At 34.4% G+C, this 12,811-nt stretch carries 12 protein-coding genes and 1 rRNA gene; 11 read left to right on the forward strand and 2 right to left on the reverse strand.

From position 1 onward, the window contains the following. Positions 1-12: 12 nt before the first annotated feature. A complete protein-coding gene (locus BVG17_RS09990; RefSeq protein WP_255446080.1) occupies positions 13-135 on the reverse strand; it encodes a hypothetical protein in 123 nt (40 codons plus the stop codon). Between the two features lie 420 nt (positions 136-555). On the opposite strand from BVG17_RS09990, the gene BVG17_RS05115 reads away from it, so the two are divergent. Next, entirely contained in the window at positions 556-1,428 is an 873-nt protein-coding gene (locus BVG17_RS05115) for an IS982 family transposase (RefSeq protein ID WP_143688848.1), read from the forward strand. Between the two features lie 682 nt (positions 1,429-2,110). Here BVG17_RS05115 and BVG17_RS05125 read toward each other — a convergent pair. Continuing rightward, positions 2,111-2,728 (reverse strand): hypothetical protein, encoded by a 618-nt coding sequence (locus BVG17_RS05125; RefSeq protein WP_063630927.1) that lies wholly within the window; start codon positions 2,726-2,728, stop codon positions 2,111-2,113. Between the two features lie 152 nt (positions 2,729-2,880). Here BVG17_RS05125 and BVG17_RS05130 point away from each other — a divergent pair. The 10 genes from BVG17_RS05130 to atpG all read left to right on the forward strand — a co-directional run bounded on the left by BVG17_RS05130 (position 2,881) and on the right by atpG (position 12,795). Beyond that, a 16S ribosomal RNA gene (locus BVG17_RS05130) occupies positions 2,881-4,384 on the forward strand. A 102-nt stretch (positions 4,385-4,486) separates the two neighbouring features. Next, positions 4,487-4,864 carry a succinate dehydrogenase, cytochrome b556 subunit gene (gene sdhC / locus BVG17_RS05135; RefSeq protein WP_017532402.1) on the forward strand — a complete coding sequence of 126 codons (378 nt, stop codon included), beginning with the start codon at positions 4,487-4,489 and terminating at the stop codon, positions 4,862-4,864. Beyond that, positions 4,861-5,226: a succinate dehydrogenase, hydrophobic membrane anchor protein gene (gene sdhD / locus BVG17_RS05140; protein WP_084241000.1), complete on the forward strand. Its 366-nt coding sequence runs from the start codon at positions 4,861-4,863 to the stop codon at positions 5,224-5,226. Before sdhC ends, sdhD begins: the two co-directional genes overlap by 4 nt. A gap of 76 nt (positions 5,227-5,302) precedes the next feature. Beyond that, on the forward strand, positions 5,303-6,532 hold the full coding sequence (locus tag BVG17_RS05145) for a hypothetical protein (RefSeq protein ID WP_063630928.1): 1,230 nt from the start codon (positions 5,303-5,305) through the stop codon (positions 6,530-6,532). 112 nt (positions 6,533-6,644) lie between these two features. Next, complete coding sequence (locus BVG17_RS05150) at positions 6,645-7,946, forward strand: sugar phosphate nucleotidyltransferase (RefSeq protein WP_063630929.1); 1,302 nt, start codon at positions 6,645-6,647, stop codon at positions 7,944-7,946. Between the two features lie 116 nt (positions 7,947-8,062). Continuing rightward, the gene (locus BVG17_RS05155; RefSeq protein WP_063630930.1) at positions 8,063-9,292 is read left to right on the forward strand and encodes a lipoprotein-releasing ABC transporter permease subunit; all 1,230 of its coding nucleotides are present in this window, start codon (positions 8,063-8,065) and stop codon (positions 9,290-9,292) included. Further along, positions 9,285-10,016 (forward strand): hypothetical protein, encoded by a 732-nt coding sequence (locus BVG17_RS05160; protein WP_063630931.1) that lies wholly within the window; start codon positions 9,285-9,287, stop codon positions 10,014-10,016. Before BVG17_RS05155 ends, BVG17_RS05160 begins: the two co-directional genes overlap by 8 nt. Further along, positions 10,013-11,233 carry a tetratricopeptide repeat protein gene (locus BVG17_RS05165; protein ID WP_063630932.1) on the forward strand — a complete coding sequence of 407 codons (1,221 nt, stop codon included), beginning with the start codon at positions 10,013-10,015 and terminating at the stop codon, positions 11,231-11,233. Before BVG17_RS05160 ends, BVG17_RS05165 begins: the two co-directional genes overlap by 4 nt. Before the next feature lie 135 nt (positions 11,234-11,368). Beyond that, entirely contained in the window at positions 11,369-11,803 is a 435-nt protein-coding gene (gene tnpA, locus BVG17_RS05170; protein WP_143688839.1) for an IS200/IS605 family transposase, read from the forward strand. A 119-nt stretch (positions 11,804-11,922) separates the two neighbouring features. Beyond that, complete coding sequence (gene atpG, locus BVG17_RS05175) at positions 11,923-12,795, forward strand: ATP synthase F1 subunit gamma (protein WP_063630933.1); 873 nt, start codon at positions 11,923-11,925, stop codon at positions 12,793-12,795. Positions 12,796-12,811: the final 16 nt, after the last annotated feature.

A 12,811-nucleotide genomic window follows, 5' to 3' on the forward strand; every position in this document is an offset into this window, starting at 1 on the left:
AAACTAAATAACTCAGCTCCTTCGCTCCATTTCCATTACAGAAACTTCTTCACTACTACGAGCTGATCCGCCCCTGTTTTCCGCATCGGTACTCTCATCCTCAGAGATCAGCTCCTTGGATTTCTCCCTTATCATCGAAACGACAGGTTCCCGCAGTTCCACGCAATAGCCCAAAATAGATTCATGCCACCTCTATGCCGGACGCCATCTATCCAGTAAACAAGCTCCCGATAGATTTATCCCAGGTTAAGTCTAACCCCTGGTTTTGACATCATCCAATTCCTTTCGACACTTTATCAGTGGTTCATTTTCATTCATCTCTCTATTTTACACATGACGCATATTTGCGCCTTTTCCATAACGCTCACTACCTTAGCTTTTTACCAAAGCAGCTTATGGTTGTTTGAAGCCTGCTCTTGTAAGCCGGCTCCGAGGGGCCCACCCCCATCTATTGCGTAGCTTTTGCACTTAGTTTGCTCTTACTTGAACATTCCTTGTGTCTCTACGGCACACTAAACTCCGGAAACATATTATCAAAAAATAGAGAGGTTACCCATGAATAAAAATGTAACAGAATTATTTTGCTTTGTAGACGATTTTTGCAAGGCTATAAACAAAAATTTCGCAGAAAAACTCCTGCCAAACAGTAAAAAACCTACCAGAACGCCAGGGATTACGCATTCTGAAATTCTTACTATAATTTTACTTTATCAACAATCTAGATGTGAGGACTTTAAATCTTTCTATACATATTATTTGAAAGCACTACATGGATCTGAGTTTCAAAATTTGCCAACATATAGTAGATTTATTAGGCTAAAATCTAGGGTTTTATGGTATTTAGTGCTCTTGTTAAAGTGGCTTTGTGAGCACTCAAAAATGACCGGAATTTCGTACATAGATGCAACTTCTATCGCTGTTTGCCATCCAAAAAAAATCTCAAGAAACAAAGTTTTCAAAGGATTGGCAAAGCTTGGAAAGACTACATATGGCTGGTTTTTGGGTTTTAAATTGCATATGGTAATTAATGAAAAAGGTGAAATTCAAGGAGTTACAATGACTAAAGGTAACGTTGACGACAGAAAACCAGTACCAAAATTAACTGAAAAACTGACTGGTCTTTTGTTTGGTGATAAGGGCTATATAAAGAAAGAGCTCTTTGCAAAACTCTTCGATAGAGGAATAAAACTCGTTACCAAAGTAAAAAAAGGTATGAAAAACACATTAATGCTTCTTGAAGAAAAGATTTTTTTAAGAAAAAGGTCGATTATTGAAACAGTTTTTGGTTACCTCAAAAACAGACTTGATCTTGAGCATTCAAGACACAGGTCTCCAATAAATTTCTTGGTGCACATCTTTTCCACATTAGTTTCATATTCTATGAAGCCTAAAAAGCCCTCTATTTCTAGATTTTACTGTATTGATTAATCCGCAACTGGGGTTTAAAGGAGGGCTTGATACTTACTATAATTCTGGATGCAGCAAAGAAATACTAAAGGATTATTTCTTTTTTGATTGTTTTTATCCAACAGCAGAACCTTATTGTGAAGTTGGTAATGAAATGTATGAGTTGATAAAAATTAGATTTCTTTTAAACATCTTTGCGGTTTGTGGTAACTATCTGCGTAGCTGAATGGTAAAGGGGGGGGGTAAACAAGGTAATCTAAAACATAGAGAAAATACAACGGTGCTTGATACGTAGCTATTGCGATTTTATTCTCTTTTTGTCATTCCAGTACTAGAATGATATTCTACTAGTAAAGTTTATTCTTTGATAAACTATAAATATAGAGAAGTCTTACTAAATAAAAAAGGTAAAAGAACCTCTGAGTAGTAAAGTTTTGACTCTATATTACTGTAAGTAGTGCTGTAATAGTGTTCTAACAAGCGTGACTTGGCTGAGTATAGAAAAAATTAAAAAACCGCTATAATTTTACGTAATCTACCAATAATTACCTAAGTTTTTACTGGATTTTGTGATTGATTCTGCAGGTCAAAAACAAATTTTGAGTCATAAATACTTTTAGTGCCATAATAAAATAGGAAGGTTTGTCAAGTAAAGCTCTTTATTTAATCGGATGCGCTGCCAAATTGTTATGCAAGCAAGTTTTTAGTTTTCGTATACCAGAAGTAATTCTTGTGCATTGGCCTTGATTAGAGTAGGACATTCTCTATCATTTAATAATGAATGCAATATTTCAATTGCACCTTTAATGTCGTTATTATGTATCTTTACTACAGCGATAGCTTCTTGGCTTGAATAAGGATATACTGCACTTGATTCTAAATTATCAATTTTATCTTTATTTATTTTTTCACCGTTGGAGTGAAGTAAGCTCATTACCTCTAAGTATTGTGCTAATTCACGCAAAACATTAGGAGCATCTTTATCATCTGCCAAATCATTATAAATAATAGATGCTGTGTCTGTTGGCATTGAATCTGAGATATGATTGAATGCGTGTTCAAAATTTGCTAAATATCCCCAATTTGAATCTATTTCTTCTAGCAGCGGCTTACTATCTTTTTTTAAGAATAATACTTCGTAAAATTTGTCACCTGCAGTTATAGATTGTTTTGTGTTATCAATGTTGCGCAATAAGTATAATGTGATGCCAACTAACATTGGTGCGAGTGCAAGCAGAAAGATATATTTTTTCATGATAATATTCCAAATAGTTATATATTTATACATTAATGCTTTTGATTTGCAAAAACATATTGACATAGTGATTATATCATATAATAATGTTCTCAAAGTTGTTTGAATAGTTGGAGATTAAAATATTTCTAAAGTAGAAATAAAGACAGCAGTATTAAGCTAAATTATTTTTGTCGGATTTATCCGATGTACCCTCAACCTTTTATAGGTTGAAGTCTAAATTTGAGAGTTTGATCCTGGCTCAGAATGAACGCTGGCGGCAGGCCTAACACATGCAAGTCGAACGGAGTTATATTGTAGCTTGCTATGGTATAACTTAGTGGCAGACGGGTGAGTAATGTATAGGAATCTACCTAGTAGTACGGAATAATTGTTGGAAACGGCAACTAATACCGTATACGCCCTACGGGGGAAAAATTTATTGCTATTAGATGAGCCTATATTAGATTAGCTAGTTGGTGGAGTAATAGCCTACCAAGGCAATGATCTATAGCTGATCTGAGAGGATGATCAGCCACACTGGAACTGAGATACGGTCCAGACTCCTACGGGAGGCAGCAGTGGGGAATATTGGACAATGGGCGAAAGCCTGATCCAGCCATGCCGCATGAGTGAAGAAGGCCTTTGGGTTGTAAAGCTCTTTTAGTGAGGGAGATAATGACGGTACTCACAGAAGAAGTCCTGGCTAACTCCGTGCCAGCAGCCGCGGTAATACGGAGAGGGCTAGCGTTATTCGGAATTATTGGGCGTAAAGGGCGCGTAGGCTGGTTAATAAGTTAAAAGTGAAATCCCGAGGCTTAACCTTGGAATTGCTTTTAAAACTATTAATCTAGAGATTGAAAGAGGATAGAGGAATTCCTGATGTAGAGGTAAAATTCGTAAATATTAGGAGGAACACCAGTGGCGAAGGCGTCTATCTGGTTCAAATCTGACGCTGAGGCGCGAAGGCGTGGGGAGCAAACAGGATTAGATACCCTGGTAGTCCACGCTGTAAACGATGAATGTTAAATATGGGAAGTTTACTTTCTGTATTATAGCTAACGCGTTAAACATTCCGCCTGGGGACTACGGTCGCAAGATTAAAACTCAAAGGAATTGACGGGGACCCGCACAAGCGGTGGAGCATGTGGTTTAATTCGATGCAACGCGAAAAACCTTACCACTTCTTGACATGGAAATCATACCTATTCGAAGGGATAGGGTCGGTTCGGCCGGATTTCACACAGGTGTTGCATGGCTGTCGTCAGCTCGTGTCGTGAGATGTTGGGTTAAGTCCCGCAACGAGCGCAACCCTCATCCTTAGTTGCCATCAGGTAATGCTGAGCACTTTAAGGAAACTGCCAGTGATAAGCTGGAGGAAGGTGGGGATGATGTCAAGTCATCATGGCCTTTATGGAGTGGGCTACACACGTGCTACAATGGTGTCTACAATGGGTTGCAAGGTGCGCAAGCCCAAGCTAATCCCTAAAAGACATCTCAGTTCGGATTGTACTCTGCAACTCGAGTACATGAAGTTGGAATCGCTAGTAATCGTGGATCAGCATGCCACGGTGAATACGTTCTCGGGTCTTGTACACACTGCCCGTCACGCCATGGGAATTGGTTTCACTCGAAGCTAATGGCCTAACCGCAAGGAAGGAGTTATTTAAAGTGGGATCAGTGACTGGGGTGAAGTCGTAACAAGGTAGCAGTAGGGGAATCTGCAGCTGGATTACCTCCTTAGGCTTTGTACGTAATTCACCATTTCAAATAATAGTGTTATTATGTACTATACTGCTGTCTTTAGTTCTACTTTATTTTTTAATTTCTCGATAATGAAATTTTATGAGTAATAGGCCTCTTTCTCCATATTTACAAATATATAAAGTGCAAGTTACTAGTTTTTTCTCTATTATGCATAGATTGACTGGTATCTTGCTATTTCTTTTATTAATCATACTTTCTTGGTATTTTATATTATATGTTTACTCCTCTAAGTTACTTATAGTAAGGTGCTTAAATGCATTATTGTTCACTCCTGTTGCTAAATTAGCTTATATCTTATGTTTTGTAAGCTTTATGTATCATTTTCTTAATGGTATTCGGCATTTATTGTGGGATGCTGGGCTTAATTTAGAAATTGCTAGTATTTCAAAAAGTGCTATGTTACTAACAATAATGCTATTTCTTTCTACTATGGCTTTTTTATTTATGTTTATATGAGTCAATCTGTAAATTCAGTATATCATTGGTGGATCCAGCGTGTTTCTGCGGTGATTTTGTTATTTTTATTTCCTTGGTTTATTTACTCATTTTCTTGCACATTTTATGTTGATAGCCCTTTGTCTTTTAATGAAAAATTATTTCAGGCTATTAATCATCCCCTAGAGCTTTTGTTTTTTGTTATACTGGTGTTTTGCATTTTTTGGCATGCAGTTCTTGGAATGCAGGTAGTGTGTGAAGATTATATAGAAAGCGTACCTCTAAGGATTTTGACAATTATATGCATGAAATACTTATCAAGCATTACTTATATAGTCCTTGCTTTTACGACTTTTTTCTTTTATAGGCATATTTTCTTGTAAAATTGTTAGTTCTGTGTTAATATATTATTAGCTTACTAATTTTATTATTGAACTATAGCGATTTTGGTTTGACAATATATTCGGAGTGTTAAAAAAAGCAGTAACAGATTTTACACTTAAAGCAAAAGGTTTATTTGCTTCATCTGAATCTCAAATTTATGTCAAGGATCTTAGAAAGGTAATGACATATACAGATGGAAGAAAATGCAAATATCCAAAGAATTACGATAAGATTGTAAAATCTGGGAAAGTTGTAGAAGTAGATAGTAATGGTAAGACATATAAACTTTTGTATGGCAAGAAAATTTTTGAATTAGCTCTTGTCAAGGAAACGGATGATAGATTCTATTTTACCATTGACTTTTTAGTTAATCGGGAAAAAAACAAGGATGTTAAGCATTATGATGGCTACTATAAACCATTTGAGTTTTCAAAAATCGATCTTGAAAAACATATTCCAATTTTTGAAGCTAAAAGAACTAATGATCTTAATGGTCGGTTTGAATTAACTCACTCTTCTGTGCTAATGAAAAAGGTAAAAAATGGAGAGGGTAAAGTTCAGGGAGTTATTGATGAAAAGGGAAGAAATGGAGAATTACTATACACTAGTAATTATAAAAAATTAAGCACTAATTTTTCAGAAATTAGAGATCAAAATGGTAGTCTAGAGCTAGATAAAAGTCTGATATCTGTTCCTATTGTTTTTGCTGCGGGTTTAGCTAAGATTTGTGCTAGGCTGCTGACTTTCATTCCTATGAAATTAGGAGAGAATTTGATAGCTAGAAAAAATCGAGTTGCAAAATCTTTTGGCTATCTTTTGTTCACCCCTGCAATGGCAGTAAAAAATTTAGTGAATATGGGAGCTACCATACTTAAGGCTCCAATTTTATTGTTTGTAGCAAATGAGAAAAAGTATGGTGATGCTTATCTTACTATGTGGAAACACCAATTGAAAGAATGTTGGAAAGAAGTAAAAAGCGACTTTAATGTTGTTACAAATGGGGAAAGGCCAAAGCCGAAGCAGAAGGATCATAAGCCACTTAGCATAGCTGGTACATGGAAAGAGCTTAACGCTAGAAAATCAGATATTGAAAAAAACTTAGAGAAGGGGTTGAGCAAAAATAGTGAAAGTATAGATAAACCTAGAAAACCAGGTGTTGGAGAAAGCTTAAAGGAAAAGTCGCAAAACAAAGTTAATGAAGAAATAGCTGGGTTTAGAAATAAAAAGAGCGGCAATATTTATGTTGAGAAATTACAAAATGAGAGGAATTCACAGAAAGGGCAAGGCGCTACACACCCTCATTAGCCATTACTTTAAATTGATACCCACCCTCTATTTAATCATTTTACAACAAAAACTTGCGTGCATTTTGCCCTCAGTATAAGATATTAATTATTTAATTAAATTTCTTAACTATATGCGCCCTGTAATACTATGTGGTGGTAGTGGCAGCAGACTTTGGCCTCTATCTAAGCCAAAGCAATTTCAGAAAATATTTAGTCAGAATACTATGTTTCACAACACTTTGTTGAGGCTAAAAGGCGATTATATGCCACCCATCATTACCACAAATATACAATATGAGTCATTATTGATGCAGGAATTACATTCATTACAGGAATGTAAAGTAGTTTTTGAACCAGTTAAAATTGGGACAGCGGCAGCAACACTAATTGCTGTGCTTCTCTGCGATAGGAACGAGACAATCTTAGTTCTGCCTTCAGACCATTTTATAGGTGATTTGAATAGTTTTTATGTTTCTATTGAGAAAGCGTCTAAGCTAGCCTCTGAAACTGACTCTATAGTCACTTTTGGGGTAAAGCCTCATGAATTCAATTCTGAATACGGCTATATAAATGCAGTATATGGTCAGAAAGAAAAATGTCATATAGTAAAAGATTTTACAGAAAAACCCGAGCGTAAGGTAAGTAACGATCATTATTGGAACTCTGGAATATTTGTGTTTAGAGCAAAACGCTATATAGATGAGATAAAAAAAATTGCTCCGACTCTCTATAATTTATGTTGTGAAAGTATGAAGCATTTTGTATCACGAGAGAGATTTCTGTATTTAGAACAGCAAAATTGTGCAGGAATGGGTGATACATCTATTGATCACCTAGTGATAGAAAAAGCAGAAAATATTGTAATGATAGAAGCCAATTTCGATTGGATGGATGTTGGCACTTGGGGTTCAGTTTTAGAGTTAAGTAAGAGGTTTAATAAGAATTTTGAGTCGTTTCAAGCTGTAACCAAAGGAAGAGAGCCAGTTTTGATGACAGAAAATGATGCAAAAAATTTACTAGGTAGAGTTTATAAACGGCCAAGTAAGAGCCTAATGTTGTTCATTAATAAAGTTAAGGAAGTAAAGCCAATAAGGAAAGAGATTAAGCCATGGGGATTTTATAGTGTAGTTTTAATGGGCAAGGATTTTCTTATAAAATACCTTTTTATAAATCCACTGAGCCGCACTTCTAAGCAATTTCACCACTATAGAGATGAGTACCATATAATACTATCAGGGGTTGGATGCGTGAGTTTAGATGACAAAACATATGCTATAACAAAAAATCATGTAGTAGAGATTCCAAGGAAGGTGTTTCATAAAATTGAGAATAAAAGTACAAGATTTCCTCTTGAGATAGTTGAGTTTCAGGTAGGAAAGTTTTTATCTGATAATGATATAGTAAGATTGGACGATATATATGGAAGGTCTTAATATAGAATATTGAATATATTCTATAAGCTTGCTAAATTTAGACAACCTAATTTGAGGTAAAGGAAAAATTACAGTTATATGAAGCATAAAAAGTATGATATTTAAATCTTAGTATAATGTCTATTGCCTTTGAATTTACTATGGCTATTCGCTATTTGCGAGCAAAGAATTCTAGATTTTGCTCTATAATGGCCTTGTTTTCTATTATTGGTATTGCTCTTGGAGTTGCAACGCTAATAGTAGTAATGTCTGTAATGAATGGGTTCAGAGCAAAGCTGCTCGACTCTGTACTTGGCATTAATGGTCATATTAATGTTTACTTTGATAGAAGCATAAATTCAGATTACCACGCAGTGTTAAAATCTATTGAGAAAATCCCAGGTGTATTAAAAGCTACTTCTATGACCAATGATCAAGTGATCGTTGCATCAAATGGTGGAATTGTGGGTAGCGTAGTCCGTGGTGTGTCAACTAAAGACTTACTTAATAATACTACCGTTAAGAATAATGTAATTATGGGTAACGTGGAAAAATTCGATGAAGGTATCATAATAGGGGCAAGATTAGCAGAAGCTTTGAATATTGATTATGGTGATAACATTATGCTTATATCACCTGAAGGATTTGACGCACTGTCTGGTGAAATACCAAAAATGAAAGAATATAAAGTTGTAGCAATATTTGATATGGGTATGTTTGAGTACGACAATACCTTAATGTATATGCCCATAAAGTCAGCTCAAGCTTTTTTTAATTATAAAGATAATGTGAGAAATATAGAAGTGTTTGTAGATGATATTGCTATGGCTAATAAGCTAGCAAACGCTATAGCAAAAGAAACAGGAATGAGAGCTGAAAGTTGGCAATCTCAGCAAAGCCATTATGTTAATGCTTTAAAGACTGAAAGAAATGTGATGTTTTTAATTCTCACTTTAATTATAGTTGTAGCAGCATTCAATATTGTTTCAAGTTTGATGATGATAGTGCAAGAAAAGAAATCTGCAATTGCAATTATGCGTACATTTGGTGCAACAAGCGGAAGCATTATGCGCATATTTTGTGCTTGTGGGCTGTTAATTGGTTTTACAGGAACTTGTCTTGGCTCTATTACAGGGGTTGTTTTTTCTCTCAATATTGAAAATATTAGAGTGTTTTTAGAAAACATTACCAACATCAAGCTATTTGATCCTATGATATACTTTTTTTCAAGTTTGCCAGTGATATTAGTTTCTCAAGATGTAGTGAACATTTCTGCACTTGCATTGTTCTTGTCATTTTTAGCAACAATTCCTCCTGCATTGCAGTCAGCTGCACAAGACCCAGCGGAGATATTACGTTATGAATGATACTCGAAAAAAATGCATAGGTTGGTTCTTAATTGTATTGTTATTTGCCAGCTATATTACAATGAATAACATAATATTTTTTAAAATAAATCAGCAAGAAAGTGAAGACAGTATAAGTGTTTTAACGGAAAAGGTAGATGAACTTAGAATGTTGCTTGAAATTAATCAATCTAGGGTAGAAAAAAGGATATTTGACTTAAAGAGAAATCTTCACACTCAATGTGAGCAGGGTGATGGTAGTTTAAGGCATAAGAGCCTCGCAAAGTTGCTTCTACTTGTGATTAAGATGAAGAATTCGTTATTGCGAGAAGCCAAGTTTGATAATCATATAAATTCAATAAAGCCTTTGATATCAGAGCTTGACGATCCAGAGATAGAAAATGCAGTAAATGAATTGGAAAATTTGAAAGAGGTAGATACTTTACGCGGGTTGAAATTGTCTTTTGAGAAGAACATGACTGTTATTAACTACAATAAAAGTAACTTGTTTAAAAAAATCATTTCAAATTGGATAAAGATAGATGATCGTAGTGATCCACTCAGGTTAAAGCTTGCGGAAATTGAAGAATTAATAAGCGATAATGATTGGCAGAGCATAGCCACCGCAATAAGTGACTTAACATACCCAGAATTCAAACCATGGCTTAATAAATTGAATGATTTTATTGTAGCTTTCAAGAATACTTCAATAATATATCGTCACTTATTACAATACATCTCATGATTTATTTTATAATTTTTGCTTTTTCTTTTTTATTTGGCATATGGGTCAAGGTAAGTGGTGAAGTAATAAAATTGGAATTAGGCAATTACACTATAAGTATTGATCTATATTTCGTTATTCTTGCTTGCGCAGTCTTATTATTTTTATTGATTGCAGTTGCACGTTTTTGTTCTTCTATTTCATCAACATTTGCTAACATAAAAAATAGAAGAAGAAGTAGGGAAGAATTGCTTCTCTTTGAAGCTTTCTTTAGCTTAGACTTAGGTAATATAGAGAACACCAATAAGCTAATTAAAAATCTAAATGAAGAAAGTGATAAATTATCTTTAGTAAAGCTCTTTAATTCAGGTCAAACGGGAAATTACAGCTTTTTCAGCCATAATTTAACGAGTATTGCAAGTAAAAATCGCAACTTAGCTCTACTTCTGATAAATAAACTGATTATTCACCTAAAGCAAGAAAGGTTAGTCTTTCAAAAATTTATAGAATATTGCTCTAGTTCAATTAATGATAAAATTTTGTCTATTCCCTTTCAAATAGAGCATTGTATATTGCAAGAAGATTGGATAAATGCAATTTCAAAGTTAAAGGAAGCTATCAAATTCAATATTTTTCTTCCCTTTGATCGTAAAAAGATGTTAGCGGTTTTTTATTGCGCTTTAGCAAAGCAATACGAAAGTAAAGGAAGTTTTTACAAAGCTATAGATTATTTAGCTAAAGCACAAAGTTATTATGCAACTTTTCAGCCCATCAATTATTTAAAGGCAGAATTATATATCAAGCTTGAAAAAATCAGAAAAGCTTCCACAGTATTAGAGGAAGAGTATAGAGTAAATCCTACTCCTCAATCAGCTAGAATGTATATCAAGTTAAATAATAAAGGCGCTGAAAGACTATATAACTTACGCCCTGATTATTATTTTAGTTATTGCTTGCTTGCTTTGTCTTCAATTAGCTTAGGGAAATATGATCTTGCAAGTCAGCATTTAGATATTGCTATGAAAAAAGCTAATTACATATCAATCTACCTTGTTATGGTACAGCTCAAGATTATGTTGCAAGAGTATGATCAAGCAATTTATTGGTTAAACAGGATGGACTCAGAAGCTGTGCCTGATCCAGGTTGGAAATGTGCTGATTGTAATAAAGAGCTAAAGCAATGGGATTATAAGTGCTCAAGTTGCAATAGTCTTAATTGTATTTACCTTATATTATAAGACTCCATAAGGTGTGATACTTTTACATCGAGATTGCTTTAATATATCTCAAAACAGTAAATCTGTGAGTTTCTTAGTGTCCCCCTTCGGGGATTGTCTCGCCTTGAGGCGAAGGACAAGTTATAATAGTCGCGTATGCGACGTTATGGGTATAATGCACACTCTAAGTACGATATGAAAGTACACTTGGTATGGATTCCCAAATATCGCAAAAGGGTGCTAATAGGCCAAATTGGTGTTAGAGTTAGGGAGCTGCTAAGGCAGGTTACTATGGAAAATGAGATCCAAATTATCTCAGGCAAAGTTGCAGTAGATCATATTCATATGTTTATATCATATAAACCACAGCAAAGTGTTAGTAAAATTGTACAACTTTTGAAAGGAACAAGTTCAAGGTTGCTGATGCAAGATTTTGCAAGTCTAAGAAAGCACTTTTGGGGCAGGCACCTTTGGGCACGTGGATATTTAGCCGTAAGTTCTGGTACAATCACAGACGAGGTTATACAAGAGTACATATCTACCCAGGAAGGCGAGCCACTTCATGACAATGATCAATTTCAAATTGATTGAAATTTAACCCTTCACCTTGTAGGTGATGGTTGTTGAGTTAGGTTTGACTCCAATGTCAAAAAAACTTGTTTTTAGACATTACCAGTTATATATTTTAATAAATTAGAATTATATACAAAATGAAGAGCTTAAAGGAATTATCCTTAAGAATTAAAAATATTAAGTCTGTGCAGAAAACCACGAAAATAATGCAAATGGTTTCTGCAGCAAAATTATTACAAAGCCAAAAGAAATTATCAAATTCAAAATTGCATATATCTAAGCTGCATAGCATTATTTCTTCACTAGCGCTATCAGCGGATCAAGAGTTACTAGCAAGAATTCTAAATATCAATAATGAAGATTCTTTCCTAGTATTTATTATTGCATCTGATCGTGGTTTATGTGGCAGCTTTAACTCCTCTGTTGTTAAATTCAGTCAGGAGCATATAAACAAATTAATTGCAAATGATAAGAAAGTAGACATTGTTTTTTTTGGTAAGAAAGCTTTTGAGACAGGCAAAAATAGATTTAATTCTAAAAATATCTTGAAGGTTGAAAATAGTAAGGGAATCACACTAAAGCGTGTGGAAGCCTTGGTTAGTGATATAGATCTAAGTAAATACAATAAAGTTAAGGTTTTTTACAGTAAATTCTATAATACCTTCATGCAAAAGCCAATATTAGAAACAATAAAACCATGGAGTAAAGACTCATTATTAATTGATAATTCTGTAGTTAGTCCTCTAACAGATTACAGCTATGAGTATGAACCACAAAATATTGAGTTTATTTTAAAATCTTTGACTCAAGATTATGTTACAGCTGCTCTTTATTCTGCTTTACTTGAAAGTGCAGCAAGTGAAAATAGTGCTAGGATGGTTGCTATGGAATCAGCAAACAGAAATACAAAAGAAATGCTAAATAAACTAGCATTACTTTATAATCGTTCTCGTCAAGCAGCAATTACAACTGATTTGATTGAAGTTATAGGTGGTGCAGAATCTTTATAGAAACTCAAGGAATAAA

The organism is Wolbachia endosymbiont of Laodelphax striatellus (assembly GCF_007115015.1).
Lineage (GTDB): Bacteria > Pseudomonadota > Alphaproteobacteria > Rickettsiales > Anaplasmataceae > Wolbachia.